This window comes from Nitratireductor alexandrii, from assembly GCF_004000215.1.
Taxonomy (GTDB): Bacteria; Pseudomonadota; Alphaproteobacteria; order Rhizobiales; family Rhizobiaceae; genus Mangrovimarina; species Mangrovimarina alexandrii.
In genome coordinates this window covers 110,803-137,391 of the sequence record NZ_RBVY01000010.1, presented here as the reverse complement: position 1 = coordinate 137,391, position 26,589 = coordinate 110,803, and the positions used below count along the sequence as shown (strand labels likewise).

The following is a 26,589-nucleotide window of genomic DNA, read 5'->3' as shown; positions in this document are numbered from 1 at the left end:
GCCTAATCCCCTGCCGAGAACCAGAACGCGTCCGGCATGTAGACCCCGAAATAGGCGACCGGAGAAAACGCGTAAATGCCCTTGTCGGGCACGTTCTGCAACGTGTCGCGCACCACCACCGGCTGCAGCACCCCGTTGACCGTGCCGATCGTGTAGACCTGGTCGGTATAGATCTCCAGCATCTCGTGCCAGATCGCCCGGCGCTCCTCGGTCGTCGACGACACCCGCCAGGACTGGAACAGCTCGTGCAGGCGCAGCGCCTTCGGTTCGTCGACCATCTCCCCCGCCTTGCCGCCGGTCTCGACATATTGGCCCCATTGCGGCCAGATGCCTTGCACCGACGAAACCGGCGCCAGTTCCTCCGGCGGCATGTCGGCGGTGGCGAGCCCGACATTCAGGCCGCTCCATACCGACATCTGCGTGTCGCCGGCCAGGAACCGGCGGCGCAGATTGTCGAGCTGCATGGAGCGCGGGAACACCTTGATGCCGATCTTGCCCCAATATTCGCCGACGAGCTGGGTGACGTCGGATTCCTCGGTGCCGCCCGCCAGTTCCACGATCAGTTCGGCCGGGCGGCCGTCCGGCAGCCGGCGCACGCCGTCGCCGCCGCGCTCCAGCCCGATCTCGTCGAGCAGCCGGTTGGCGAGGTCGGGATCGTATTGCGCCCAGGCCTGGTCGTATTCCGGCCGGAACAGCGGCGAGGTGTCGAGCACCGTGTTGGCGGCCGGATGCGCCAGGCCGAAATAGAACTGCTGGTTGATCTCCTCGCGGTGGATCGCCACCGACAGCGCGCGGCGGAACCGCACGTCGCGAAAGAGCGTGCGCCAGACCGGATCGTTGACGTTGAGGTTGGGCAGGTAGGCGACCTGCGAACCGTCGCCGTCGCGCCACAGCTTCACCTCGTAGCCGTGCGACTGGCTGGCCTGTTTGAGGAAGGTGTAGTTGTCGAAGCGCAGATAGCGGGCCTGCAGGTCGCTGTCGCCGCTGCCGGTCTTGGCCGGAATGATGTCGGCCGAGCTGATGCCCATGAAGATTTCGTCGATATAGGGCAGTTGCCGGCCGGACTTGTCCACCCGGTGATAATAGGGATTGCGCTTGAAGATGAAGCGTTCGGCCGGCGGCGGCGTGGTGTTGACCCAGGGTTCCAGCGACGGCAGGTCCGGGTTTTCCGGCCGGTAGGCGCGCGCCCGGATCGTGTGCAGCGCCACCCAGTCGCGTACGCCGGCCTCGGCGACCTTGGCATCGAGTTCGGCCTTGTCTGTATATTTTTGGTGGAACTGTTTCAGATAATGCGCCGGCACGGCGATGTAGTTCGGGCTGCCGCCGGCGAGCGACGGCAGGAATTGCGGGTTGGGTTTCGACCAGGTGTAGCGAACCGTCTGCTCGTCGATCACCTCGAATTCCGGCGGCTCCCCGTCGACCAGCATGACCTGCGAGGGCCCTGCCCGCGACAGATCCTCGTTGGTCTCGACATCCTCCCAGGAATAGCGAAAGTCCTCGGCCGTGAACGGATGGCCGTCGGACCAGCGGTGGCCCGGCCGCAGCTTCAAGGTGAAGATGCGGCCTTCCTCGACTTCGAAGCTCTCCAGGATGTCCGGCACGAGATCCAGCTTCTCGTCGAAGCCGACCAGCCGCGCATAGCCGTAGATCGTCATCATGCGGATGTCCTTGGACTGGGCCATCAGCATGGTCAGCGTGCCGCCGTAACGCCCTTCGCTGCGGCCGAGCGCGGCAAGGTCGATCACGCGCGGCGTGTCCGGCAGCCTTTCGGCCATCGGCGGCAGGGCGCCGCTTTCCACCGCCTGTTTAAGCGCCGGAGGCTCCTGCGCCAGCACCGGCGCACCAGCAAGCGCGCACGCGACGATCAGGCCGGCCATGCAGGCCGACAGGCCCATGCGGCGGACGAGAGCTGAAACGGTCATGCTGATATCCTCTCCCGGGATGGCAGCGAACGGGCAAGCACCCAATGGTCCTGGGCAACCGGCACGAGCCGCAGCGGGTCGCCGTTTACGCCCGGCTTGAACTCGTCCGGCCAGTCCCGCGCGGGGTCATGGGTGTCGCCGTCGTGATGTGAGAAGTCGAGCTTGCGATCGAGGCGAATGGTGGGTACGGCCGCAAGCAGGCTTTTGGTGTAGGGGTGGACGGGCCGCGCAAACAGCGTCTCGACATCCGCGACCTCGACGATGCGGCCCCGTCGCATCACCGCGATCCGGTCGGCGATATATTTGACCACCGCCAGATTGTGGGAGATGAAGATCATCGTCAGGCCGAGATTTTTCTGCAGATCCTTCAAAAGATTGAGGATTTGCGCTTGCACGGAGACATCCAGCGCCGAGACCGGCTCGTCGCAGATCAAAAGGTCGGGCGACAATGCGAGCGCGCGCGCAATGCCGATCCGCTGGCGCTGGCCGCCGGAAAAACTGTGCGGATAGCGGTTCAGCTGGCTGGTCTGCAGCCCGACCAGCGCCATCAGCTCCGCCGCGTTGCGGCTGTTGGCCTTGCCGCTCGCGACGCCGTGGATTTCCAGCGGCTCGCTCAGCGTGTTGAGGATCGTCGAGCGCGGGCTGAGTGAACCGAACGGGTCCTGGAAAACGATCTGGATGCGCTTGCGGAACGCCTTCAGCGCGTGCCCTTCAAGGTCCAGCACGTCGCAGGCGTCGGTTCCGTTGTCGAACCGGATCGTGCCGCTATCGGCTTCGATCGCCCGCATGATCAGCTTGCTGATGGTCGACTTGCCGCAACCGCTTTCGCCCACGATGCCGAAACACTCGCCAGGCATCACGTCGAAGCTGACATCGTCGACGGCGAGCGTGCGCGTGCTCGCGCCGCCGAACCAGCGCCCCGCCTTGCCGACATAGCTCTTCGACAGGTTGCGCACGCGCAGCAAGGGTCCGTCGATGCGCGAAAAATCGCGGGTCTGGCCCTTCATCGAGCTCGGGATCACCGGGGTACTGTCGCGCAGGGCGACGAGCTTCTGGTCGCGGTCCATATCCAGGTCCGGCACCGCCTTCATCAGCGCGCGTGTATAGGCATGGCCGGGCGCCTTGAAGATCGCCTCCAGCGGCCCGGCCTCCACGACTTCGCCGTGATAGATCACCACCACCTCGTCGGCCATGTTGGCGACCACGCCCAGATCGTGGGTGATCAGAAGCAGCGACATGCCGAGTTTGGCCTGCAGCGACTTCAAAAGCCCGAGCACCTGGGCCTGCACCGTGACGTCGAGCGCGGTCGTCGGCTCGTCGGCGATCAGCAGGGCCGGCCGGCAGATCAGCGCCATCGCGATCATGGCGCGCTGGCGCAGCCCGCCCGAAAGCTCCATCGGATACATGTCGTAGGCGCGCTCCGGATCGGGAAATCCGACCAGGTGCAGCATTTCCTGCGTCGTCGCGCGCGCCTCGGTGCCGGCGATTTGGCGATGCAGGACAAGCGCCTCCTCGACCTGATGGCCGACCTTGTGCAGCGGCGACAGCGACGTCATCGGTTCCTGGAAGACGATGGCGATACGCCCGCCGCGCAAGGCCCGCATCTCCGCGCTGTCGGCGTCGAGCGCGGCGATGTCGCACTCGTCGTCCGGTCTCAGCGGATCGCGAAACCGGATATGCCCGCCGGTGATGCGGGCCACGCGCGGCAGAATGCCCAGAATGGATTGGGCGATGATCGACTTGCCCGATCCGGACTCGCCGACGAGCGCAACCGTCTTGCCGGCGGGGATGCGAAAGCTCGCATTCTTCACCACCTCCAGACTGGTATCCTGGATCGCGATCGAGATGCTGAGGTTCTCGACGCGCAGCAGGTCTTTGTTCGCGCTCACGCCCGATTCCCCCGATCGCGCTGTCTTCGCCGTAGTCGCGGCAGGGTAGACGCGCCTTCGATTTTTGCAATACGTCCCGTCGCCGCAGTTCTGGCAGGGCTGCATGACGCGTGTATTTCACCAGGCGGCCGTCACGCCGGCCGCGCTTGCCGCCCGTCGAAAAAATGCACCGTGCCATGGCCGACCGGGTCGCGCAGCGCCTCGGCCGGGTCGCGGCCCGCCGCGCGCATCATCAGGATGCGCAGATTGCCGGCATGGGTGACCAAAAGCGACAGGGGCGCCCGATCCAGCTCGTCGATCAGCCCGCGCATCGCGCGGTCGATATCGGCATAGCTTTCGCCGCCGGGCGGGGCGTAGGACCAGCGCTCGGCCTTGCGCCGCCGGCGCTCCTGGGGAAAGCGCGCCTTGACCTCCAGCGTCGTCAGCCCCTCCCAGTTCCCGAATCCCGCCTCGCGCAGTCGCACGTCCACGCACAGCGCCGCCTCCGGCAGGCCGAGCGCGTCGCGCACGATCTCGGCCGTCTCGCGGGCGCGTGCGAGCGGCGAGGTCACGATGCGTTCCGGCGCGGACAATCGCGGCTCGTTCGCCAGCATCGCCCGAAGACCCGCAGCACCCGCCCTGGCCTGCGCGCGGCCTGCGGGCGAAAGCGCGATATCGCTGTGCCCCTGGAAACGGCCTTGCGCATTCCACGCCGTCTCGCCGTGACGCATTGCGTAAAACGCGATTTTGACCATAATTTACTCTGATTGGGCGCCGTTTTGTGGCATTAAATCCGAAAAGATTGGCATTTTCGGCGCAGATTTCATGAAAAACCAATCCCTTTTCGGGCCGATCGTTCAAAAATTGCGGCTTTTGCGCCCGACCCTGTTTGTCCTGAGCGTCCTCGTGTTGCAAGCCCTGCTTCATGCCGGCGCGGCGTTGGCACAGGCGCCCCAGGCGCAACCCCGGGACGGCGCTGCCCTGGAAGCGTTTCTGGAAGCGGCCCGCAAGGACGGCTCCACGGTGATCGTCGTCCAGCCCGGCGGCGACGACAAGCAGGCCGCCGCCCCGCCGATGACGATGGCGTTTTCGAACAAGAATCTGCTCGAGGCGCGCGCCAACATGCGCCGCATGATCGCCAACGCGATGGTTTTCCTCGACGACCTGCCGAAATCGCTGAAGGCGGCGAGCCCGGACGGCACCGCCTGGTGGCTGGTCATCGCGCTGGTCACGGCGGTCGGCGGCCTGATTGCCGGTCATTACATGTTCCGTCTGGTGACGCGCTGGGGACGCGATCATTTCCGCGCGCTCTACGACGAAAACGAGCAGAAACGCTCCGGAAAGCTCGCCTATCTGCTGGCGCGGGCGGGCTGGATGCTCTTGAGCGCCGGCATCATGTTCGCCACGGCGATCCTGGTCGCGGTGATCTTCGACACCGGCCACGAACCGACCCGGGCGACGATTTTCATCGTCGTGTCGACCTATATCGGCTACCGCGTGCTGCGCGGCGTCGTGTTCTGGAATTTCTTCGCCCCCACCTCGCCGGCGCACCGCCTGGTCGAACTCGACGACGCCCAGGCGCAGCGCGTGTTCAGGCACTGGGCGGTCGCGCTGGCGATCGGCGCCCTCATCATCGGGCTGTGCCGCTGGATCCAGATCCTGGCCTTGAAAGACGGTCCTTCCGGCGCCTCGATGGACATCGTCAACGCCGACGCCCACAGCCTCGCTTTCATCGTCGGCCTGCTGATCTGCGCGGCCATGCTGGCTCTTCTCGCCGTCGTCCACAAGCAGGATCTGCGCATCATCATCCTGGGCAAGGGCGACCCCGCGCAGAAACCGGCCTGGCTGAAAACCATCGCCTTTCTGGCGGTGCCGCTGCTGCTTCTATATCTGGCGCTGGCCTGGTTCGTCAGTTCGGTGCGCCTCACGCTCGGCCTGCCCGGCGGTTATATTCCCGTCCTCGCCCCGATCATCGTCTTCGTGGCCGCGATCTTCGCCTACGCCGTCGCCTCCTATCTGATCGAGATCGTCTACGAACGGCGCGCGGCCGCACATCTCAGGCGCGAGGAGATGAAGCTGCAGGCCGAAAAGCAGGCCTGGGAGCGCGCGCAGGCCGCCGACGAGATGATGTCGGAGATGAGCGAAGACATGCGCGACATGATCGAGGAGGGGGGCGAGATGACCGTCATGCGCACCACGCCGGAGCCCTCGACCGCGATAAGGCCCTATTTTCCCGCCTTCAAGCCGTTTTTCGAAAACGTCGTCCAGGCCACGATCCTGGTGGTCTCTGCCGGCGAGCTCGCCCGGCTGTGGGGCATCGATATCGGCCGCGAGGGCGGGCATCCGCTCGCCGCCGCCCTCGACATCCTGCTTGCCGTCATCGTCGCGGCCTCGGCCTACCGGACCGTCAACGGCTACATCGATCACCGCATCGTCGAGGAGGGCGGCACGCTCGACGACCAGCCGAGCAATCCCGGCGAAGGCGACAGCGAAGGCGGCAAGGGCCAGTCGCGGCTCGCGACCCTGTTGCCGATCTTCCGCAACGTGCTGATCTCGGCCATCATCGCCATCGGCGCGATGGTGGTGCTGGCCAATCTCGGCGTCGATATCGGCCCGCTCTTCGCCGGTGCGGGCGTGATCGGCATTGCGATCGGCTTCGGCGCCCAGACCCTGATCCGCGATATTTTCTCCGGCGCCTTCTTCCTGATCGACGACGCCTTCCGCAAAGGCGAATATATCGAGATCGACAATGTGAAGGGCGTGGTGGAAAAGATCTCGATGCGCTCCTTCCAGCTGCGCCATCATCTCGGTGCCGTCCACACGGTGCCGTTCGGCGAGATCCACCAGCTCACCAACTATTCCCGCGACTGGGTGATGATGAAGCTGCCGCTGCGGCTGACCTACGACACCGATGTCGAAAAGGTCCGCAAGCTGATCAAGAAGCTCGGCCAGCAATTGCTCGAGGACGAGGTGGTCGGGCCGCTCTTCCTGCAACCGCTGAAATCGCAGGGCGTCTACAAGATGGAGGATTCGGCGATGATCGTGCGGGTCAAGTTCATGACCCGGCCGGGCGACCAGTTCGTCACCCGCAAGGTCGTCTATGCCGCGATCCGCGATCTGTTCGAGAAGGAAGGCGTGCGCTTCGCCCATCGCGAGGTCACCGTGCGGCTTGCCGACGGCGAAAAGGCAAGCGAACTGAGCCCGGCGCAGAAGGAGGCGATCGCGGGGTCGGTACGCTCGGCAATCGACGAGGAAGACACCGGCGACAAGAGCGCCGGCAAATCGACCACGCCGGCGCTCTGACCGGCAAGCGCACGACGCCATGACCACGCCCCGCCCGCCGCTCGACACGACGACCCCGTTTGGCCAGCGCCGGCCCGGCTTCGCGCCGGCGGCGGCGTGGCGTCTGGCCACAGCCGGCCTGCTTTCGCCCGCTTCCCGGCGCCTCGTGCGCAAGCGTCTCGCCGGCCGCTTTGCCGGCCCGTTCGATGTCGAGGTGGCGGGGCTGAAGCTGCGCGCCTATCCGACCGAAAACCGCGACGACCGCATCCTGCTCGGTCGCGCAACGATGCCGGAGCCGGCCGAGCTGGCGCTGATCGCCCCCCGGCTCGCGCCGGGCATGGTGTTCGTCGACATCGGCGCCAATATCGGCACCTATGCGCTGTTCGTGGCAGGAACCGCCGGACCGGCCGGGCGGGTGGTCGCCTTCGAGCCGCATCCGCGCACCTTCGCCAAGCTCGCCTTCAATGTCGCGGCCAACGCCAACCACACCATCGCCGCCCGAAACCTCGCGATCGCCGAAACGGCCGGCACGATGACGCTGCACAGCGACGGCGGCGGCAATATCGGCCATGCCTCGCTGCTGGCCGAAGCCGCCGGCACGGTGCGCGCCGGACACGAGGTCGCGGTCCGGCCGCTCGCCGCCGAAATCGCCGACCAGGGGCTTACGCGGATCGATCTCCTGAAGATCGACGTCGAGGGTTTCGAGGATCGGGCCCTGTTGTCGTTTTTCGACCAGGCCGAACCGTCGCTATGGCCGGCCGCGATCCTGATCGAGACCGTCTTGTCCCAATTGTGGCGCACGGACTGCCGCGCCGCGTTGGCACGGCGCGGCTATGCCGTGGCCGGCGAGACGGCGGAAAACCTGCTGCTCGTCCGGTAGAGGTCCCGTTTGCCTCAGGCCTTGCGATAAAACACGTCGCCGACGACAAAGCCGTCCAGCCCCGTGTCGCGGGCATACCGCACCAGATCGCTCATCCGGTTGATGAAGCCCTTGCCGGAAAAATTGAGCGAGGTGTTGCACAACACCCCGTAGCCGGTCGCGTCCTTGAACGCCGACAGCAGCGCATGGATCTGAGGGTTCTGGGCCTGCGTCACCGTCTGGGCGCGCGCCGAGCCGTCGACATGCGTCACCGCCTTCAAAGCGTCGGTGGTCACCGTCTGGAAGAACAGCATGTGCGGGCTCGGCCCGTGATGACCGAAATACCGGTCGAGCTCTTCTTCGAGAAGGATCGGCGCGATCGGCCGAAAACCCTCGCGCTGCTTGATGGCGTTGAGACGCGTGTGGGTCTCGGCCGAAAACGGTGCCGCGATCAGCGAGCGGTTGCCGAGCGCGCGCGGTCCGATCTCGTAGCGTCCCTGCACCCAGGCAAACACCGCCCCCGCCTTCAGCCGCGCGGCGAGTTCACCATCGTCGCGGGCGACGGCCTCGAAACCGGACAGGTCGGCCTCGTCATGCACGAAATCCTCGCCGGCATAGGCGTCCCAGGCGATCTTGGCGTTGCCGGTGTAGCGATACTGGGCGTCGGCGGCGGTGCCGATCGCGGACCCGGAATCGTTGGTGCAAGGCTGGACGAAGACGTCGGCGAACAGGCCCGAGCCGATCCAGGCGCTGTTCCAGTCGCAATTGAGCCCACAGCCGCCCGACACCAGCAGCGGCAGGCCCTCGGTCATCTCGCGGCGCGCAAACGCGGCGAAACGCTCGAACACGGCATCCTGAAACCGGCGGGCGAGATTGCGGAACGCCTGGCTGTCGAGGCCGATATCGAAAAACGGCGTGTCGGTGAAATCGGCCTTGCGCAACGGCGCGGCGACCGCGTCCCAGGCGATCAGCCGTTCCATCAGCGCGCGCTCCTCGGGCGTCTCCGGCGTGTCGTGTCCGTACCCGGCGATCGCCATCAGCTTGCCGGCATCCTCGCGCCGCGATTTGCGCGCCTCGACCGGCAGTTTCGGATCGGCGAGCCCGTAGAGAAAGCCGTATTTGTGGCCGGGGCCAGACATCGGCGTGCCGAGCCTTCTCACGCCGAGCTTTTCGTCGATCCGGTAGAAGCTGCCGATCACGCCTTCCCAGACCAGCGCGTAGCAGGGCTGGCCCTGCGGAAAGGGCGACATCGCATAGCTGCCGACAATATGGGAGCGTTCGTGCGAGGAAGAGAAATAGCGAACGTCGCGGCCCTGGAAACGATGCGGCCGGTCGATGATGCCGGCCTCCGTTTCGCCGAAATAGCCCGCCCCGATCGGATCGGCCATCGGCCGGAACGAGCGCAGCCAGCCGGATACGGCCAAGACGTCGGGTACGTTGTCGGCCAGCGACAGTCCGTGCAGCATCAGTTCCGGCGTGATCGGCCCGTAGCGCGGGCCGGAATCCTTTTCCGCCTCGATCGAGAAGGCGAGCCGAGCGTCCTCCAACAGCGCGACATGGCCGTCATGGCCAGGCTTGTAGGCAAAGATTTTCATGAAAGCTCCGAACTGCGGGAGAACGAGACGGCGGCGATCCGACCTCCAGTCCTTACCCGATCATCGTTCGGCATGAAACCGGTCCCGGCGCCCGAGGCGCCGGGATCGTCCGCGAGGCGGCTTATTCCGCCGCCTCGGCATATTTCTTCGGAGTATAGTTGAGCACCGGCCCGAGCCACCGCTCCACCGCCGCGACCTCCATGCCCTTGCGGGCGGCGTAATCCTCGACCTGATCGCGCTCGACCTTGGCGACGCCGAAATAATAGCTTTCGGGATGCGAGAAATAGAGCCCGGACACGGACGAGCCCGGCCACATCGCATAGCTTTCGGTGAGCTTCACCCCGATTGTCGCCTCGGCGTCGAGCAGGCCGAACAAAGTGGCCTTTTCGGTATGGTCGGGCTGGGCCGGATAGCCGGGCGCCGGACGGATGCCGTGATAGGGCTCGCCGATCAGCTCTTCCGGCGTAAACGCCTCGTCGGCGCCATAGCCCCAATAGTCCTTGCGCACGCGCTCGTGCATACACTCGGCGAAGGCCTCGGCGAAGCGATCGGCCAGCGCCTTGACCATGATCGAGGCGTAATCGTCATTGGCCCGCTCGAAACGCTCGGCGATCGCGATCTCCTCGATGCCGGCCGTCACCACGAAGCCGCCGATATAGTCCGGTTTGCCGCTTTCGACCGGTGCGACAAAATCGGCAAGCGCCAGGTTCGGCTTGCCGTCGCGGCGGGTCAGTTGCTGGCGCAACGTGTAGAACGTCGCCAGCTCCTTGTCGCGGCTGTCGTCGGCGAAAAGGCGGATGTCGTCGCCGACCGCGTTGGCGGGCCAGAAACCGATCGTCGCCTTGGGCACGAACCATTTTTCGTCGATGATCTTTTTCAGCATTTGCTGGGCGTCGTCGAAGAGCTGGCGCGCGGCCTCGCCCTGCTTTTCGTCCTGCAGGATCTTGGGATAGCGCCCCTTCATCTCCCAGGTCTGGAAGAACGGCGTCCAGTCGATATAACGCGACAGCTCCTCCAGGTCCCAGTTGTCGAAGACGCGCGTGCCGGTGAAGGACGGCGCCGGCGGCTCGTAGCCGGCCCAGTCGGGCTTGAACGTGTTGGCGCGCGCCGCCGCCAGCGGCAGCCGGCGCTTTTCGGCCTCGTTGCGCTCGTGCGCGGCCGCCACCTTCTTGTATTCGGCCTGGACGGTCTCGACATAGGAGGCGCGGGTTTCCGGCGACAGCAGGCTCGACACCACGCCCACGGCGCGGCTGGCATCGGTGACGTAGACCGCCTGTCCGCGCTCATATTGCGGATGGATCTTGACCGCCGTGTGCACGCGGCTGGTCGTGGCGCCGCCGATCAGCAGCGGAACGTCGAAACCTTCGCGCTCCATCTCCGCCGCGACATGCGCCATCTCGTCCAGCGACGGCGTGATCAGGCCGGAAAGCCCGATAATGTCGACCTTTTCCTCGCGCGCGGTCTGCAAAATCTTGGTTGCCGGCACCATCACGCCGAGATCGATGATCTCGTAATTGTTGCAGGCCAGCACCACGCCGACGATGTTCTTGCCGATATCGTGCACGTCGCCCTTGACGGTAGCCAAAAGCACCTTGCCGGCATTCTTGGTGTCGTCGCCGCTCTCGCGCTTCTCGGCCTCCATATAGGGCAGCAGATGGGCCACCGCCTGCTTCATGACGCGGGCCGACTTGACCACCTGCGGCAGGAACATCTTGCCGGCGCCGAACAGGTCGCCGACCACGTTCATGCCGGCCATCAGCGGCCCCTCGATGACGTGCAGCGGCCTTTCCGCCTTGGTCCTGGCCTCTTCGGTGTCGTCCACCACATATTCGGTGATGCCGTTGACGAGCGCGTGTTCGAGCCGCTTTTCAACCGGCCATTCGCGCCACGACAGGTCCTTTTCCCGGGCCGCCTTGCCGCCGGTTCCGCGGAAGCGCTCGGCAAGGTCGAGCAGGCGCTCCGTCGCGCTCCCCTCGCCTTTCGGCGTCCGGTTCAGCACCACGTCCTCGCAGGCCTCGCGCAGTTCGGCGTCGATCGTGTCGTAGACGGCGAGCTGGCCGGCATTGACGATGCCCATATCCATGCCCGCCTGGATGGCGTGATAGAGGAAGACCGCATGCATCGCCTCGCGCACCGGCTCGTTGCCGCGGAAGGAGAACGACAGGTTCGACACCCCGCCCGACACGTGGGCGTGCGGCAGGGTGCTGGTGATCTCGCGCGTCGCCTCGATGAAGTCGACGCCGTAATTGTCGTGCTCCTCGATGCCGGTGGCGACCGCGAAAATATTCGGATCGAAGATGATGTCCTGCGGCGGGAAGCCGACCTTTTCGGTCAAAATCTTGTAAGCGCGGGTGCAGATCTCGACCTTGCGCTCTTTGGTATCGGCCTGGCCGGTCTCGTCGAAGGCCATCACCACGACCGCCGCGCCATAGGCCCGGCACAGCCGCGCCTGCTTCAGGAAGGCCTCCTCGCCTTCCTTGAGCGAGATCGAGTTGACCACCGCCTTGCCCTGCACGCATTGCAGGCCGGCCTCGATCACCTCCCATTTGGAGGAATCGATCATCACCGGCACCCGCGCGATGTCGGGCTCGGAAGCGACCAGATTGAGATAGTCGACGATGACGGCCTTCGAATCGATCAGGCCCTCGTCCATGTTGATGTCGATCACCTGGGCGCCGTTTTCGACCTGGTCGCGGGCGACCTCGAGGGCGGCGGCGTAATCGCCGGCGGTGATCAGCTTGCGGAAGCGCGCCGAGCCGGTGACGTTGGTGCGCTCGCCGACATTGACGAACGGAATGTCGTCGGTCAGCACGAACGGCTCCAGCCCGGAAAGGCGCATGCGCGGCTCGATGTCGGGCAGCGCGCGCGGCGCGTATTTGGAAACCGCCTCGGCGATGGCGCGAATATGCTCCGGCGTCGACCCGCAACAGCCGCCGACGACATTGACAAGCCCCTCGCGCGCGAAGGCCTCGACCTGCTCGGCCATGAATTCCGGGCTTTCGTCATATTCGCCGAACGCATTCGGCAGGCCGGCATTGGGATAGGCGCAGGTAAAGGTGTCGGCGACGCTCGAAATCTCGGCCAGATGCGGACGCATCTGCTCGGCGCCGAGCGCGCAGTTGAGCCCGACCGTGAACGGCTTGGCATGGCAGATCGAGTGCCAGAACGCCGTCGGCGTCTGGCCGGACAGGGTGCGCCCCGAAAGGTCGGTGATCGTGCCCGACATCATGATCGGCAGCTCGATCTCCTTTTCGGCGAACACTTCCAGCGCGGCGAAGATCGCCGCCTTGGCGTTCAGCGTATCGAAGATCGTCTCGATCAGCACGATGTCGGCGCCGCCGTCGATCAGGCCGCGCAGCTGGTCGGCATAGGCGATCCTGAGGTCGTCGAAGGTGACCGCGCGAAAGCCGGGATTGTTGACGTCGGGCGAGATCGAGGCCGTGCGGTTGGTCGGTCCGAGCGCGCCGGCGACGAAGCGGCGGCGGCCGTCCTTCTGCTGGGCGCGGATCGCGGCGCGGCGCGCCAGCCGGGCGCCGTCGCGGTTCAGCTCGTAGACCATCGCCTCCATGCCGTAATCGGCCTGGGCGATCGAGGTCGAGGAAAACGTGTTGGTCTCCAGGATGTCGGCGCCGGCGAGCGCGTATTCGAGGTGGATGTCCTCGATCGCCTTGGGCTGCGACAGGATCAGGAGATCGTTGTTGCCCTGCTGGTGGCAGGCGCAGCCGGCGAACTTGTCGCCGCGATAATCGTCCTCGCCGAAGCCGAGGGCCTGAATGCGCGTGCCCATCGCGCCGTCGAGAACGAGAATGCGTTCGCGCGCCGCCTGTTCGAGCGCGGCGCGAATTTCCTTGCCGTCCGGCTTTTCCGCAACCGGGCCGAACAGCTCATCAAGGCTGGAAGCCATAAAATATACTCGCGTGATCGTGTTCTAGAATTCCTTCCATGGTCACATAAGGATATCTTTATGTCAACATGACGTCGCAATCGGGTGCGGCATGTGTCGCATTCGCGAATATGGCGCCGGATTCCGACCGCGCATGAGCCGGGCAAGGTCCGGCGCAGTCGGGTTCTGCCCGAAGCGCCGGACGCCGATCACGGCCAAGCCGGCGGGGTCAGTCGCCGTGCTTCTTGTGGCCGCCGCCCATGCCGGTGACCTCGAAGGTCAGGTCGACCGGCCCCGCCTTTTCGAAAATCAGCCGCACGGCGAAGGTCCCGCCTTCCTCCGGCTGGGCAGTGAGCCCCATGAACATGAGGTGGAAGGAGCCCGGCTTCAATTCGACGGTTTCGCCGGCCGGGACAACCAGCCCGTCCGCCAGCGGGCGCATGGTCATCACGCCCTTGTCGTCGATCGCCATCTCGTGGATCTCGCCGCGCGCGGCGATGTCGGTCTCCGCCGCGACCAGCCGGTCGTCGGCGCTGCCCTGGTTGCGGATGACGACGAAGCCGCCCGCCACCTTGGCGCCGGCGGGCGCGGCGCGCGACCAGCCATGCTCGACGACGATGTCGCCGACCCTGGCTTCGGACGCCATCAGTGACAATGCGCTCGCCAGGAGCAGCGCGAAGGCGAGAACGGCAAGGCCGAGCCTTTCCTCGACGCTGGCGAGGAAGGACGGTTGCGGACGGAAGAAACGCGCGAAAGCCGCGCCGAAAACAGTCGACATGATAATCTCCAAGAACAGTCGGGAGCCGGGGCCTGCCCGGCGACAAATCCAAAACGGAACCGTCGAGAACGGTCCGGATCAGCCCGAAAGCGGAGGCGCGCGCGGCCGGCCCGGTTCGCCGCGCCCGCGTGTCGTCGGGAGGGCGCGATGGGATACGCGAACGGAGGCGTCGTCGAAAAGGGCGGGAAATGGCGCGGTTTCGTGCGCGGCGGTCGCCATGACCGGCGCGAACATCGAACAGGCCGCCGCACAGCAAGCCGGCACTTGGTGGCCGCCGCCGCCGTTTTCGCCCGGATCGCCGACGCTGTTGCCGATGCACAGCGGATTGCCGAACGCGTCGAGCGCCGGTGGAGCGGCATTGGCGCCGCCGACAAAGCCGGCGAGCACGGACTGCAGGACGAGGAAGGCGGTCGCGACGATGGCGATCCACGATCGTGTCCGGTGAAGCCGTCCTTGCACGCTGTCCGCCTTTTTGTTTCGAGCCCCGTCATAACAGCGCGGCGGTTTCGCGCAAATCGCAAAAACCCGCCTGCGGCAATTCGGACCGCGCCGTAAAACGGCGCCGCTGTACCAATCGATTAAGGCGCGCAGCCGCTTGCCTTGCCGCGCCGCTTGTCCCAAGAGCCGGATCGATGCATGGCACGGACGCCCGCGAAAGCTCCGCGCGACCGCGTATCAAGAGGCCACAATGAGCAGAACGGCAGCCTACCCGGCCGCGCCCCCGGCGCCGGCACGGATGACGGTTTGGCGGCGGGAAATCCGCGCCACCCTGGCGCTCGCCTGGCCGATGGTCATGACCAATCTCGGCCAGAACGCCATGACGGCCACCGACATCATCATGATGGGGCGGCTCGGCCCGGTCACGCTGGGCGCCGGCACGCTCGGCTGGTCGCTCTACTTCGCGCCGATGATCTTCGGCCTCGGCCTGATCCTGGCGACCGCGCCGATGATCGCCAGCGAACTCGGGCGCCGCCGCCATTCGGTGCGCGATGTGCGCCGCACGGTGCGCCAGGGCCTGTGGATCGCGACGCTGGCCGCGCTGCCGATCTGGCTGTTTTTGTGGTTCGCCGAACCGCTGCTGCTGATGATGGGCCAGCAGACGGAACTGGCCCGCGAAGCCGGCCGCTACATGATCTGGCTGCAATGGGCGATCCTGCCCTTCTTCTGGTATATCGTGCTGCGCTGTTTCATGGCCGCGTTGGAGCGGCCGGGCTGGGCGCTGGCGGTCACCTTTTGCGCCGTCGCCTTCAACGTTCTGGCCAATTGGTGCCTGATGTTCGGCAATCTCGGCTTTCCGGCGATGGGCATCGCCGGTTCCGGGCTGGCGACGACCCTGTCGAGCCTGTTGATGTTCGCCGGTGTCACCCTGGTCGTGACCGTGGACAAGCAGTTTCGCCGCTATCGGCTGTTCGGGCGCTTCTGGCGCCCCGACTGGCCGCGCTTCGTCGCCCTTGCCCGCCTCGGCCTGCCGATCGGCGCGATCGTGCTCTTCGAGGTCTCGATCTTCAATGTCGCGGCCATGCTGATGGGACTGATCGGCACGACCGCGCTCGCCGCCCACGCGATCGCCATGCAGGTCGCCTCGCTGTCCTTCATGGTGCCGATGGGCATCTCCCAGGCGGTCACCGTGCGCGTCGGCCGCGCCTACGGCGCCGGCGATCCCGAGGGCATCGCGCGCGCCGGCTGGACATCCTTCGCGCTCGGCGTCGGCTTCATGGCGCTGATGGCGCTGGTCATGATCGCGGTGCCCGAGCTTCTGATCGGGGTCTTCATCGACGCCTCCACGCCCGAAAACAGAGCGGTTGCGCAACTGGCGGTCGGTTTTCTGGCCTTCGCCGCCCTGTTCCAGATCTTCGACGGCGCCCAGGCGGTGGCCGGCGGCATGCTGCGCGGCCTTCACGACACCCGCGTGCCCATGCTTTACGCCGCGCTCGGCTATTGGGGCGTCGGCCTGCCGGTCGGCGCGCTCTTGGCCTTCCGGGCCGACCTGGGCGGCGCCGGCATCTGGCTCGGCCTCTCCTCCGGCCTGGCCGTGGTGGGTGTGCTGCTGCTGGCGCGCTGGCTGGCGCGCGGACGGCTCGGCCTGATGAAGCCGCGATAGCCGCGCCGGCCGGTTTCGGCATCCGCAGCAAGATTTGGCGGTTGACCCGATTCGCGCTGCGTGGAAATCGTTGGACATGTCGAGTGATTCGCCAAATTCCGCGACCCGCCCCTGTGGCGGCGACGCGCCGCCCTTCCCGGGCCGGCGGTCATGAACGGCGCGCGGCAAACGCTCTCGCGCGAGACCCTGGCCGCGATACCGGCCGTCACCACCCGCAGCGACCTTTCCGACTGTCTCGGCCGCATCTGCGCCGAAGCGGGCGCGGAACGGTTTCTTCTGTTGGGCACCCTGATCGATCATGGCGGCGAGCGGCCCTACATCATCGCCTCGAACTGGGTCTACGACACCGTCCACATTCTCGGCCTGGAGCGGCTCGCCCGGCTTTCGGCCGGGCCGCGCACCTGCGCGATCGGCGAGCCGGCGAAACCGATCGCCACCGACGGCGACGACGCGCTGCGCCTGCTCGCCCGCCACGGGCACGCGGAAATCTACTGTGTCGGTCTCAACGCCACCGCACAGCGCTGCAAGGCGCTGTTTTCGTCCGGCCGGGTCGGCGCAATCGACGACCAGATGCTGCCGCAGGCGCAACTCGCCTGTTGCTATTTGCTGTCGCGGGTACCGGCCGACCTTCTGGGCACCCCGCCGCCCAATTCGCTCTCGGTGCGCGAGCGCGAATGTCTGCGCTGGGTTTCAGAGGGCAAGACCACCGGCGAGGTCGCGATGATCCTCGGGGTCACCGCCAACACCGTCAACAGCTATCTCGCCCATGCGATACGCAAATACGGCGCCAGCAACCGCGCCATGGCGATCGCCACCGCGATCCGCAGCGGGACCATCTGAGTGATGAAGCACCGCACGGCCCAGGACGGTCCGGCCAGCCCCGCCAAGGCGAAAGCCGCCGCCGACGGTCTCGACGTCACCCAGGAGAACGTGGCGGTCGTGCTCGACACGGTGCGTCAGGCTCGGCGCCTGGCCGCCAGCGCGGCGGCATCCTTCTACGGCCTTTATGTCGAGACCCGCCACCGCCGCATACCCGGATTGGCCACCGTCTTCGACCGGGAATTCCCGCGCACGTCCGACCTGTCGCGGGCGATCTGCGGCCCCGCCGGCATGGCCTGGATGGCCACGCGCGCCGAATCGCTCGCGCCGGCCTGGTGGTACTGCGAAACCGGCGCCCAGCAATGCCCGGCCTTTCCACTGGTTTCGCTCGGCCACAAGGTTCCCGCCCTGACGCCCAACCTGCCGGGTCTCGCCCTGCCGGTTTTCGCCGAGGGCGGCATCGGCGGCTTCTTCGTGCTGGCCGGACGCGACATGGCCGTCGACGACGGCCTGGTGTGCGACCTGCACATCCGCGCCTTTTCGCTGTTCCGGTCGCTCGCCCGGCTGCGCCTGTCGCAGCTCGACGGCACGCCGCCAATGTCGAAACGCGAGCTCGAATGCCTGACCATGACCGCCGAAGGCAAAACCAGCGAGGATATCGCGGCGGCACTCGGCCTGTCGGTCCACACCGCCAACCAATATCTCGCCACCACCACCCACAAGCTCAACGCGATGAGCCGCACCCACGCGGTGGCCAAGGCGCTGCGGCTCGGGCTGATCGAATAGGTTCCAGGCCGGCCCTCAGATGTCCAGCGGCACCGTTCGGCGGATCTTGGACGCATCGAGCGCGTTTGCCAGAAACCGCGTGTTTTCCATCGGATCGGGCGAGGGATCGTCGAGCGCGACATAGCCGATCTCGACCCCGGCCTTGAGCGCGGTCATGTTGAGCGTGAAATAGACCGTCGCCCCCTTCGGCCGCAATTGCAGGTCGAGATTGACGGTCGGCTCCCCCGACCAGCCGATGTCGACATCGCCGCCATGGCCGAAACGCAGCGTGTCGGGCATGAAATAGAGTTCGGCCGCCGATTCCACGATATCGGCCAGATTGGCGAAATATTCCAGCCGGATATAGGCCACGTAATCGGCGACATCGACCAGCCGCAGTTCCGATACGACCTCACGGATCGCATCGGCTACGATGATTTCGCGTGCAGAAGTGTGCGGCTGGCGATTCATGAATGCGACTTGCCTGTCTTCGCGCCGTTGCGGCTGCTGTGAATGATGCGGACCAGTTCCGCGACCGCCTCGTAGAAATGAGGCGGGATCATGCTATCGACCGAAACTTGTTTGAAGATGGAACGGGCGAGCGCCACGTCCTCGAAAACCGGCACATTGTGCTCCTCCGCGATCTCGCGGATCTTGAGCGCGATCAGATCCTGTCCCTTGGCCACCACGACGGGTGCTGCGCTTTCCTCGCGCACGTAACGCAGCGCCACCGCATAGTGGGTCGGATTGGCGACCACCAGCGTCGCGCGCGGGACCGCCGCCATCATGCGCTGGCGCGCGCGATCGCGGGCAAGCGAGCGCATCCGCGACTTCAGGATCGGATCGCCCTCGGCCTGCTTGACCTCGTCCTTGACCTCCTGCTTGGTCATGCGCAGTTCCTCAAGCCAGTGATAGCGCGACCACAACAGGTCCGCCGCGGCGATGAGGACCATGACGATGGTGATGGTCACCACCAGCTCCACGGCCAGGTCCCGGATGACGAGGCCGAAGCCCAGCGGGTGTGTGACCATGCCCTGCAGCAGCCGCACATCGACGTCGTGCATGACGAAATACAAGAACACCATCGCAAACAGCACTTTGCCGAGAGACTTCAGGAACTCCACGAACCCCTTGACCCCGAACACCCGCTTCCAGCCGCCGATCAGCGAGATGCGGGAGAATTTCGGCATCACGCGCTTGCCGACGAAACGCGGCATGTTCTGGAAAACCGACGCCGCGAGCCCGGCCGCCACCAGCAGGAACATCACCACCATGACGGCCCGTCCGATCTCCATGAAGACGGTCTGGTAGAGCGAGATCGCGTCGAGCTCGGTCTCCAGCCGCCATTCCTCGGGCCGTTCCAGAAATGTCGACAGGAAACCGGCCAGGCGGATGCTGGTATCGTAGGCGAAGAACAGCAAAAAAATGGCGATCGCGGCAAAGGAGGCCAGGATCGGCGTCTCGCGCGAAAACGGCTGGTTGCCCTTCTCGATACTGTCACGGATCTTCTTTTCCGTGGCCGGTTCGGTTTTGCTGTCCTTGTCCTGATCTTCGGACATGAAGGAGCCGTCCTTTCATCGCCATGGCCGCCGCATGGCGAGTGCCGACGCGTCTCGGCTAAGCGGCGGCCTGGGTGGACGGCAGCTCGATCTTGCCGTCCTTGGACAACCGGATGGCGGTGGCGGCGATGGCGCGGCGGGCCTTGGCGATTTCGGCCGCCGGAAGGCCGTCGAGCTCCATCGCCAACTCGGCCTCGATCATGCGGCGCGAGCGCACGCCGAGCGCCGACAACACCACTTCCGTCAGTTCCTTGCTTGCGTTGCGCAGCGCCAGGGTGACGATTTCCGTCGACAGCCCATCGAAGAGCATCAGCCGCGCCTTCTGGCTGAGCAGCGGCAGATCCTCGAACGAGAACAGTTGCGCGCGGATGGCATGCACGTCCTGCGATCCGGCCGTTTCCATATCCGACAGGATCTCGTCGAGCTGTGCTTTTTCCAGCTCGTTGAGAACGGTGGCGACGCGCGCCTGGCCTTCGCTCGACGATTTTTTCGCACTGTCGCCGAGAAGCGTCGCCCGCACCTGGTTTTCCACGATCCGCAACGCGCCGGGCTTGACGTTGCCCATCGTCACCATGCGTTTGGCGACTTCGCCGCGCAGCTGCTTGGGCATGGCCAGCAAGACGTTGGCCGTGGCGGTGGAGGACAGTTTGGTCAAAACCAGCGCCGCGGTCTGGGGATGCTCGCCGGCCAGAAAGGCGCCGACGCGTTCGGGCTCGAGTTTTTCGACCTGCGGCCAGACCGCCACCGGCACCTCGCCGCCCGTCTCCGCGCCGTGGTTCATGATCGCGCTGACCTCCTCGGGCGACAAAGACTCGCTCAGGATCTTGTCCATGGTCGCGGCCGAATCCATCAGCCCCGCCCCCTCGGCGAACTCGTCCTCGAACTCGGCGATGATCTTTTCCAGCTCGCCCTGCGGGATCGTCTTGAGCATCCGCGCCGCCTCGATCAGCGACTTGAGTTCCTCATGGCTGAAGAACTTCAAGAGCCGACCCGCCGCCGGCTTGCCCATCGCCACCAGGATCGCCGCCGCCTTTTGCGCCCGCGTCAGGCTTTCGGCCGTTATCCCCTGCGACGTGGTCGATGTGTGCGCGTCGAAATCCATGAAACGGTCAGGATGCCTTCGAGTTGCTGATGATTTCCGTCAGCCGGATTCCGAAACGCGACGAATCGCTTTCCAGAACGGTGATCTCCCCGCGCGCGATCTTGCGGCCGTTGACGACCACGTCGACCGGCTCGCCGATCCGGCGATCGAGAGCCACGGTTGCGCCCTTGCGCAGCGACATCAGTTCCGAGACCTGCATTTCCGTGCTGCCCAGAACGATCTGCACGTCGACGGGGATCCCCATGATGACGCCCGAACCGGCCGCGTCCGTGTCGTCGCTCGCCGCGCCCAGCGTGAAGTCCGGAGCCGCCCCTTCCCCAACGGCAAAATCGGGCGTGGGCTCGGGTTTGCCGGCCGCCTCCTCGCCTTCGTGCAGGACACCGCGCAATTCGTCGATCGCCCGGTTCAGGTCCTCTTCCTCGTCCCCGGTCCCGGCCGGGGCGTTGACTTGGTTCATCGTCCAGCTCCTGGTCCCGCGACCATGACGGGACGGGTCAGGTCAGGCAGGTTAAAGCCCATCGATCAGTTCCTCTTCGGTATTCCAGGGGCTTTTGATTCGTACGGTGTAGTGTTGTCCAAGCCGGCCGAACTCGCAAACGAACAGCGTCTTGTTCTTGCTGGCAAGCGTGGCCTGCGCGGTCGCGTCCGCGGCCAGCGCGATCGTCTGGCCCTGCTTCAGCTGCGCGATCGCCCCCAGGCTCATGCGCGCGAGCGGCATCGTCGCCTGCAGCGTGACCTTCGAGCGCATCACCTCCTCGCTGAAACGCGCCGACCAGTCGTCGCCCCGTCCGCCCGGCTGCGCCGTCTCGTCCGCGCCTGCCTCCTCGCGCGGACGCAGCAGGATGCGCTGCGGCATCGTCACCACGACACGACCGGGTTGGGGGTCGGTCTCGACGAGAAACTCGATTTTGACCGCCGGCCCGTCCCGCAGCACGATCTTGTGCAGCCCCTCGCCCGACTGCACAGGCGGCAACGGAAACCGGACCTGCAGAGCGCGCTGGCCGAACCCGTTGAAGGCGGTGGCGACCTGTTGGACGATCAGCCCGGCGACGTCGCGCTCCAGCGACGACAGATCGCGGTCGATCGCCTGCGGCGCGGCGTCGGGTTCGGCGCCGAACAGCGCGTTGATGAACACCGCGATCGCCAAAGGGTCGACGCGGATGACCAAAGCGTCGGGCGAATTCGCCGACGCCGCCACCACGACCGCGTCGTGCGGTCCCGCATCGCCGATCGCCTGCTTCATGCGCGCCATGTCGACCTCGCCCAGATCGATCGAGACCGGGTGGCTCATGCCTTCGCCCATCGCCGCGCGCAGCGGCTTCAGCGTCCGCTCGCCCAGCGTGCGCGCGCTTTCGAGGATCAGATCCGGCTCGCCGGTATCGCCGAGCAGACGTTCGAGAATGTCGTTTCCGCCGCGCTCGGAGACGGGGGCGCCATCCGCCATGTCAGGCCGCCTTTTTCGCTTCGCCGCCGCCCGGGTTCAGCGTGTGCTGCTCGACCGCGTCGATCGAGGGCCGGTCGTAGGAGGAGATCGTCTTGCGGCCGAATTCGAGCGCGACCTGCGGCAGGGCGCCGTTCATGTAGGCCAGCAGGGTCTGCTTGACGATGATGTAGAGCCGGTTGCGCTTTTCGCGCACGACCTTGATCTTGGCCGCGATCGGCCCGACCACGCCGTAGGACAAAAAGATGCCCAAAAACGTGCCCACCAGCGCGGCGCCGATCAGCGCGCCCAAGACTTCGGGCGACTGGTCGAGCGCGCCCATCGCCTTGATGACGCCGAGCACGGCGGCGACGATGCCGATCGCCGGCAGGCCGTCGCCGATGGCGACCAGCGCGTGGTAGGATTTCAGCTTGTCGTGGCGGATGGTGTGGATTTCCTCGTCCATCAGCGCCTCGATCTCGTGCGAGCGGGCATTGCCGATGATGATCAACCGGCAATAGTCGCAGATGAAATGGGTGAGGTCCTTGTTTTTCAGCACCAGCGGATAGGATTGGAAAATCGGCGATTCGTCGGGATTGTCGATATGGCCTTCGACCTCGCTGCGCGATTTGGTCTTCAGCTCCCGCATCAGGCTGTGCAGCACGCCGAGCGTTTCCAGATAGTCGTTCTCGTTGGGAACGGCGTGCTTGAACGCCTCCACGATCGCCCGGCCGGCGTCCTTGACCGTCGACATCGGATTGCCGATCAGGAAAATGCCGAGCGCCGCGCCGGCGATGATGACGAACTCCCAGGGCTGGATAAGCACATCGATGTGCCCGCCCATGGCCATGAAGCCACCCAGAACGCAGCCGAACGTGACGACCAGACCGATGAGAATGCCCAAAGCGGCGCCTCCGCAATTCGCTTGAAGGTTTCCCCTAGCGCGGCTTGCTTGTGTGAGGCTTGACCGCGCGCCGCGCGGCCCCGGAAAGGTTCACGCAAGCAATTGCGCCTAGTGTGAGGGCGGTCGAACCCGTATCGGAGCACCCGCTTGGTCAGCACCTTTGTCAGCTACAACGCGATCGCGCGCGATCTCGATCGATCGCTCGAGCGGGTTCAGACCCAGCCGATGGTTCAGCGCGAGAGCGACTATTATCTGGAAAACATCGAGAAGGTGAACTCGGTCGAGGAGTTCATCGGCAATGACCGCCTGTACCGTTATGCCATGAAGGCCTTCGGCCTGGAGGACATGGCCTATGCCAAGGCGTTCATGGTCAAGGTGCTGGAGGGAGGCATCGACGACAACGACAGTTTCGCCAATTCGCTCAACGACCAGCGCTATCGCGAGTTCGCCGAGACCTTCAACTTCGCCCGCTTCGGCGAAGACGCCACGCTCTTCGAGCGCACCCGCCAGGGCACCGTCGACCGCTATCTGCGCCAGACGCTGGAGGAAAACGCCGGCGACCAGAACGAAGGCGTCAGGCTGGCGCTTTATTTCGAGCGCAAGGCGCCCGATATCGAGAGTTTCTATTCCATCCTCGCCGACAGCGCGCTCGCCAAGGTGGTGCGCACCTCGCTGAGCCTGCCCGATTCCTTCGCCCTTCTCGACGTCGACAAGCAGGTCGAGATTTTCGAGCGCTCGCTCGACATCGAGGATTTCAAGGACCCCGAGGCCCTGTCGAAATTCCTGACGCGGTTCACGAGCATGTGGGAAATCTCCAATCCGACCTCGGCCAACGTGCCCAACACGGCCATCCTGTTCGGCCAGCCGGCCGAGCTGGGGATCTCCACCGACCTGCTTTTGACCATGCAGAAGCTGAAATTCTGAGGACGCGCCCGTGCAGACCGGTCTTTATGTCGCCCTTTCCTCCCAGGTCGCGCTCGAAAAGCGGCTGCGAACGATCGCCGACAACGTCGCCAATGCCAACACGGTCGGCTTCCGGGCGACGGAAGTGAAATTCGAGGACGTGGTGTCGCAATCCGGCTCGGATTCGGTCGCTTATGTCTCGCCGGGCTCGACCTTCCTGTCGGCCACGTCCGGCCCGCTCAAGCAGACCGGCAATCCGCTCGATTTCGCCGTGCGCGGCGAGGCTTGGTTCGCCATCGACACGCCCGTCGGCCCGGTGATGACACGCGACGGCCGCTTCACCATGCTGGAAACCGGCGAACTGGTCTCGACCGAAGGTTACCCCGTTCTGGACGCCGGCGGCGCGCCGATCCAGCTCGATCCGTTCGAGGGCGCCCCGACCGCCGGCAGCGACGGCATGCTGCGCCAGAACGGCCAACCGGTCGGCGCGATCGGCCTGTTCACGTTCACCCCCGGCGCGGAATTCGCGCGCTACGGCAATTCCGGCGTCATCCCGGCGACCCCGCCCGAGGCGGTGGTCGACAATCTCGAGGTCGGTGTGATGCAGGGCTTCGTCGAGGAGTCCAACGTCAATCCGGTCAAGGAAATGACCCGGCTGATCATGGTCCAGCGCGCCTTCGAGAACGCCGCCGCCGCGATCCGCGAGAGCGACAAGTCGCTCGACGGCGCCGTCAAGGCGCTCGGCGGCTAGCGCCGTGGAACCGAGCGGACCATTGCAGGAATACGCCGCCTCGTCGGCGCCCGCCCCGGCCCCGGACGCCGGCGGCAAGGGGCTCGACGCTCTGGAGGCCCTGGGGCGCCTCCACCGTGGCCTGGTCGAGGACGAGGCGCTCGTGCGCCGCGGCGGCCACGTGCGCGAAGTCTCCGCCACCCATTACAGGGTCGGCGGACTGTCGGCGGCGGCCAGGCTGGGCGACATCGTCGAACATCGCGGCCGCCACGGACCGAAAACCGGGGAAGTGGTGCAGATCAGCGCCGAAAGCGTGCTCGTCGCACCGTTCGAGACCACCTTCGACGCCGGCATTTCCGACCCGGTCTTTCTGCGCGGCCCGTTCCGCATCCGCCCGGACATCTCTTGGAAGGGACGGGTGGTCGACGCGCTCGCACGCCCCGTCGACGGCGGCGCGCCGCTGGTGCCCGACACCGCCAATCCGGCGACATCCGTGACCCCGCCGGCCCTGTCCCGGCAGCGGGTCGACGCCTCGTTCCGCACCGGCGTGAAGGTGATCGACATCTTCACGCCGCTATGTTTCGGCCAGCGCATGGGCGTGTTCGCCGGCTCCGGCGTCGGCAAGTCGACGCTGCTTGCCATGCTCGCCGCCGCCGAGGCCTTCGATACGGTCGTCATCGCGCTGGTCGGCGAGCGCGGCCGCGAGGTGCGCGAGTTTCTCGAAGACACGATCGGCACCGAAAGCATGAAAAAGACCGTCGCGGTGGTGGCGACCAGCGACGAAAGCGCGATGATGCGCAAGCGCGCCTCCGGTACCGCGATGTCGGTGGCCGAATATTTCCGCGATCGCGGCGACAAGGTGCTTCTGATCCTGGATTCGGTGACCCGGTTCGCGCACGCCCTGCGCGAGGTCGCGATCGGCGCCGGCGAGCCGCCGGTCGCGCGCGGCTATCCGGCCTCCGTCTTCACAGATCTGCCGAAACTGCTCGAGCGCGCCGGTCCCGGCAGCGAAGGCACCGGCTCGATCACCGCGATCATCTCGGTCCTGGTCGACGGCGACGACCACAACGACCCTGTGGCCGATTCGGTTCGCGGCATCCTCGACGGCCACGTCGTGCTCGACCGCGCGATCGCCGAACAGGGCCGCTACCCCGCCGTCGACCCGCTGGCGTCGGTGTCGCGGCTGGCCAACCGCGCCTGGAGCGATGGCGAGCGCACGCTGGTGACGCGGCTCAAGGCGATGGTCTCCCGTTTCGAGGAAACGCGCGACATCCGCATTCTCGGCGCCTACAAGCCGGGCGGCGATGGCGAACTCGACAATGCGGTACGCCAGGTCCCCGCGATCTATCAGGCGCTGATGCAATCGCCGCAAGACGGCGCGATCCCCGATCCCTTCGCCGAACTGGCCCGGCATCTCAAGGCTCAGGAGGCAACGGATGGCTAACTGGCGTATCTTCGGCCAAAAACGCGGCAAGCGGCACGAACCCGCCCTCGCCGGCACGCCGTCGACCCCCGGGCCCACGGGCGTCCGTCCCCGGCGCAAGGGACGCTACAGCCTGTCCGACGCCATCCTCGCCGGCCTCGGGCTCGGCATCGGCGCGGCAAGCTTCACCTTCCCCTGGTATGTTTTTTTCCATCAGGAACAGTTCGGGGTGCGTGTCGTCGATTTCGACGGCACGGAGATCGAATCCGACCTGTCCGGCCCATTCTACACGCCGCGGGTCAATTGGGCGCCGCAGCGCCTCACGCAGGAAGAGATCGCCGAACTGCCACTGGATTTCGCTCCGACCGGCACGGTCCTGCCGGACAGGACAGCGCCCGACACCACGGGAAGCGTGCAGCCCTTTCCGGCTCGCAAGCCCGCCTACGCGCTGGTCCACGTCGCCAAGGGGCGGGCCATGATCCAGGACGCGAACGGTTTCTGGGTGGTCGAGCGCGGCTCGATCCTGCCGGACAATTCGCGGGTCATGGCAATCGAAAAACGCTCCGGAGCCTGGATCCTGCGCACCAGCAACGACGACGTGATCGAAATGACGCCCTAGGGCCGGGCCGTTCGGGGCGCCACCGTCCCGACCCGGAAAACGGCCGGCAGCGACCGG

22 protein-coding genes are annotated in these 26,589 nt (G+C 66.0%); 9 read left to right on the top strand and 13 right to left on the bottom strand.

The genetic code is table 11. The features are described 5' to 3' along the window. Nucleotides 1-2: 2 nt before the first annotated feature. The 3 genes from EP380_RS20315 to EP380_RS20305 all read right to left on the bottom strand — a co-directional run bounded on the left by EP380_RS20315 (nucleotide 3) and on the right by EP380_RS20305 (nucleotide 4,545). Nucleotides 3-1,922 carry an ABC transporter substrate-binding protein gene (locus EP380_RS20315; protein ID WP_238719952.1) on the bottom strand — a complete coding sequence of 640 codons (1,920 nt, stop codon included), beginning with the start codon at nucleotides 1,920-1,922 and terminating at the stop codon, nucleotides 3-5. Then, the gene (locus EP380_RS20310; RefSeq protein ID WP_127600362.1) at nucleotides 1,919-3,811 is read right to left on the bottom strand and encodes an ABC transporter ATP-binding protein; all 1,893 of its coding nucleotides are present in this window, start codon (nucleotides 3,809-3,811) and stop codon (nucleotides 1,919-1,921) included. Before EP380_RS20310 ends, EP380_RS20315 begins: the two co-directional genes overlap by 4 nt. Nucleotides 3,812-3,942: 131 nt before the next feature. Further along, nucleotides 3,943-4,545, bottom strand: coding sequence for a histidine phosphatase family protein (locus EP380_RS20305; protein ID WP_127600360.1), 603 nt, complete (start codon nucleotides 4,543-4,545; stop codon nucleotides 3,943-3,945). Between the two features lie 70 nt (nucleotides 4,546-4,615). Here EP380_RS20305 and EP380_RS20300 point away from each other — a divergent pair, with 70 nt between their 5' ends. Both EP380_RS20300 and EP380_RS20295 read left to right on the top strand, forming a co-directional pair. Continuing rightward, a complete protein-coding gene (locus EP380_RS20300) occupies nucleotides 4,616-7,093 on the top strand; it encodes a mechanosensitive ion channel family protein (protein WP_238719951.1) in 2,478 nt (825 codons plus the stop codon). A 19-nt stretch (nucleotides 7,094-7,112) separates the two neighbouring features. Then, the gene (locus tag EP380_RS20295) at nucleotides 7,113-7,952 is read left to right on the top strand and encodes an FkbM family methyltransferase (RefSeq protein ID WP_127600358.1); all 840 of its coding nucleotides are present in this window, start codon (nucleotides 7,113-7,115) and stop codon (nucleotides 7,950-7,952) included. Between the two features lie 14 nt (nucleotides 7,953-7,966). On the opposite strand, the gene EP380_RS20290 is transcribed toward EP380_RS20295, so the two are convergent. From EP380_RS20290 to EP380_RS20275, 4 genes are all read right to left on the bottom strand, one after another. Continuing rightward, complete coding sequence (locus tag EP380_RS20290; RefSeq protein WP_127600356.1) at nucleotides 7,967-9,526, bottom strand: carbamoyltransferase C-terminal domain-containing protein; 1,560 nt, start codon at nucleotides 9,524-9,526, stop codon at nucleotides 7,967-7,969. A 121-nt stretch (nucleotides 9,527-9,647) separates the two neighbouring features. Next, nucleotides 9,648-13,430, bottom strand: a complete 3,783-nt coding sequence (gene metH / locus EP380_RS20285) for a methionine synthase (protein WP_127600354.1) — start codon at nucleotides 13,428-13,430, stop codon at nucleotides 9,648-9,650. Between the two features lie 208 nt (nucleotides 13,431-13,638). Then, the gene (locus tag EP380_RS20280; RefSeq protein ID WP_106570832.1) at nucleotides 13,639-14,187 is read right to left on the bottom strand and encodes a copper chaperone PCu(A)C; all 549 of its coding nucleotides are present in this window, start codon (nucleotides 14,185-14,187) and stop codon (nucleotides 13,639-13,641) included. 78 nt (nucleotides 14,188-14,265) lie between these two features. Further along, entirely contained in the window at nucleotides 14,266-14,646 is a 381-nt protein-coding gene (locus tag EP380_RS20275; RefSeq protein ID WP_127600352.1) for a hypothetical protein, read from the bottom strand. A 229-nt stretch (nucleotides 14,647-14,875) separates the two neighbouring features. Between EP380_RS20275 and EP380_RS20270 the strand changes: the two genes are divergently transcribed. From EP380_RS20270 to EP380_RS23815, 3 genes are all read left to right on the top strand, one after another. Continuing rightward, on the top strand, nucleotides 14,876-16,288 hold the full coding sequence (locus tag EP380_RS20270) for an MATE family efflux transporter (RefSeq protein WP_420845883.1): 1,413 nt from the start codon (nucleotides 14,876-14,878) through the stop codon (nucleotides 16,286-16,288). A 150-nt stretch (nucleotides 16,289-16,438) separates the two neighbouring features. Beyond that, the gene (locus tag EP380_RS20265; protein ID WP_127600350.1) at nucleotides 16,439-17,128 is read left to right on the top strand and encodes a helix-turn-helix transcriptional regulator; all 690 of its coding nucleotides are present in this window, start codon (nucleotides 16,439-16,441) and stop codon (nucleotides 17,126-17,128) included. Nucleotides 17,129-17,131: 3 nt separating this feature from the next. Then, complete coding sequence (locus EP380_RS23815) at nucleotides 17,132-17,893, top strand: helix-turn-helix transcriptional regulator (RefSeq protein ID WP_238719950.1); 762 nt, start codon at nucleotides 17,132-17,134, stop codon at nucleotides 17,891-17,893. Between the two features lie 15 nt (nucleotides 17,894-17,908). Here EP380_RS23815 and EP380_RS20255 read toward each other — a convergent pair whose 3' ends face one another. From EP380_RS20255 to motA, 6 genes are read right to left on the bottom strand one after another with little or no spacing between them, the layout of a single operon-like run. Beyond that, nucleotides 17,909-18,343, bottom strand: a complete 435-nt coding sequence (locus EP380_RS20255) for a hypothetical protein (RefSeq protein WP_106570836.1) — start codon at nucleotides 18,341-18,343, stop codon at nucleotides 17,909-17,911. Next, on the bottom strand, nucleotides 18,340-19,431 hold the full coding sequence (flhB, locus tag EP380_RS20250; RefSeq protein WP_106570837.1) for a flagellar biosynthesis protein FlhB: 1,092 nt from the start codon (nucleotides 19,429-19,431) through the stop codon (nucleotides 18,340-18,342). The genes EP380_RS20255 and flhB overlap by 4 nt, the downstream gene beginning before the upstream one ends. A gap of 58 nt (nucleotides 19,432-19,489) precedes the next feature. Continuing rightward, nucleotides 19,490-20,533 carry a FliG C-terminal domain-containing protein gene (locus tag EP380_RS20245; RefSeq protein ID WP_106570838.1) on the bottom strand — a complete coding sequence of 348 codons (1,044 nt, stop codon included), beginning with the start codon at nucleotides 20,531-20,533 and terminating at the stop codon, nucleotides 19,490-19,492. 7 nt (nucleotides 20,534-20,540) lie between these two features. Next, nucleotides 20,541-20,990: a flagellar motor switch protein FliN gene (gene fliN / locus EP380_RS20240; RefSeq protein WP_106570839.1), complete on the bottom strand. Its 450-nt coding sequence runs from the start codon at nucleotides 20,988-20,990 to the stop codon at nucleotides 20,541-20,543. 51 nt (nucleotides 20,991-21,041) lie between these two features. After that, the gene (locus EP380_RS20235) at nucleotides 21,042-21,977 is read right to left on the bottom strand and encodes a FliM/FliN family flagellar motor switch protein (RefSeq protein WP_127600348.1); all 936 of its coding nucleotides are present in this window, start codon (nucleotides 21,975-21,977) and stop codon (nucleotides 21,042-21,044) included. A gap of 1 nt (nucleotide 21,978) precedes the next feature. Then, nucleotides 21,979-22,857, bottom strand: coding sequence for a flagellar motor stator protein MotA (motA, locus tag EP380_RS20230; protein ID WP_106570841.1), 879 nt, complete (start codon nucleotides 22,855-22,857; stop codon nucleotides 21,979-21,981). A 147-nt stretch (nucleotides 22,858-23,004) separates the two neighbouring features. Between motA and EP380_RS20225 the strand changes: the two genes are divergently transcribed. From EP380_RS20225 to EP380_RS20210, 4 genes are read left to right on the top strand one after another with little or no spacing between them, the layout of a single operon-like run. Further along, nucleotides 23,005-23,781 carry a DUF1217 domain-containing protein gene (locus EP380_RS20225; protein WP_106570842.1) on the top strand — a complete coding sequence of 259 codons (777 nt, stop codon included), beginning with the start codon at nucleotides 23,005-23,007 and terminating at the stop codon, nucleotides 23,779-23,781. Nucleotides 23,782-23,791: 10 nt separating this feature from the next. Then, complete coding sequence (gene flgF, locus EP380_RS20220) at nucleotides 23,792-24,511, top strand: flagellar basal-body rod protein FlgF (RefSeq protein ID WP_106570843.1); 720 nt, start codon at nucleotides 23,792-23,794, stop codon at nucleotides 24,509-24,511. Between the two features lie 22 nt (nucleotides 24,512-24,533). After that, complete coding sequence (fliI, locus tag EP380_RS20215) at nucleotides 24,534-25,934, top strand: flagellar protein export ATPase FliI (protein WP_106570844.1); 1,401 nt, start codon at nucleotides 24,534-24,536, stop codon at nucleotides 25,932-25,934. Continuing rightward, a complete protein-coding gene (locus tag EP380_RS20210) occupies nucleotides 25,927-26,532 on the top strand; it encodes a hypothetical protein (RefSeq protein WP_106570845.1) in 606 nt (201 codons plus the stop codon). Before fliI ends, EP380_RS20210 begins: the two co-directional genes overlap by 8 nt. The last annotated feature ends 57 nt before the right edge of the window (nucleotides 26,533-26,589 follow it).

Bases quoted from the DNA above. Each gene is read 5' to 3' on its own strand.
- EP380_RS20265 (WP_127600350.1), top strand. From the start codon at position 16,439: ATGAACGGCGCGCGGCAAACGCTCTCGCGCGAGACCCTGGCCGCGATA.
- EP380_RS20245 (WP_106570838.1), bottom strand. From the start codon at position 20,533: ATGGATTTCGACGCGCACACATCGACCACGTCGCAGGGGATAACGGCC.
- EP380_RS23815 (WP_238719950.1), top strand. From the start codon at position 17,132: ATGAAGCACCGCACGGCCCAGGACGGTCCGGCCAGCCCCGCCAAGGCG.
- EP380_RS20305 (WP_127600360.1), bottom strand. From the start codon at position 4,545: ATGGTCAAAATCGCGTTTTACGCAATGCGTCACGGCGAGACGGCGTGG.
- EP380_RS20235 (WP_127600348.1), bottom strand. From the start codon at position 21,977: ATGGCGGATGGCGCCCCCGTCTCCGAGCGCGGCGGAAACGACATTCTC.
- EP380_RS20315 (WP_238719952.1), bottom strand. From the start codon at position 1,922: ATGACCGTTTCAGCTCTCGTCCGCCGCATGGGCCTGTCGGCCTGCATG.
- flhB (WP_106570837.1), bottom strand. From the start codon at position 19,431: ATGTCCGAAGATCAGGACAAGGACAGCAAAACCGAACCGGCCACGGAA.
- EP380_RS20270 (WP_420845883.1), top strand. From the start codon at position 14,876: ATGAGCAGAACGGCAGCCTACCCGGCCGCGCCCCCGGCGCCGGCACGG.
- EP380_RS20295 (WP_127600358.1), top strand. From the start codon at position 7,113: ATGACCACGCCCCGCCCGCCGCTCGACACGACGACCCCGTTTGGCCAG.
- EP380_RS20210 (WP_106570845.1), top strand. From the start codon at position 25,927: ATGGCTAACTGGCGTATCTTCGGCCAAAAACGCGGCAAGCGGCACGAA.
- EP380_RS20300 (WP_238719951.1), top strand. From the start codon at position 4,616: ATGAAAAACCAATCCCTTTTCGGGCCGATCGTTCAAAAATTGCGGCTT.
- fliN (WP_106570839.1), bottom strand. From the start codon at position 20,990: ATGAACCAAGTCAACGCCCCGGCCGGGACCGGGGACGAGGAAGAGGAC.
- EP380_RS20280 (WP_106570832.1), bottom strand. From the start codon at position 14,187: ATGTCGACTGTTTTCGGCGCGGCTTTCGCGCGTTTCTTCCGTCCGCAA.
- EP380_RS20290 (WP_127600356.1), bottom strand. From the start codon at position 9,526: ATGAAAATCTTTGCCTACAAGCCTGGCCATGACGGCCATGTCGCGCTG.
- EP380_RS20255 (WP_106570836.1), bottom strand. From the start codon at position 18,343: ATGAATCGCCAGCCGCACACTTCTGCACGCGAAATCATCGTAGCCGAT.
- metH (WP_127600354.1), bottom strand. From the start codon at position 13,430: ATGGCTTCCAGCCTTGATGAGCTGTTCGGCCCGGTTGCGGAAAAGCCG.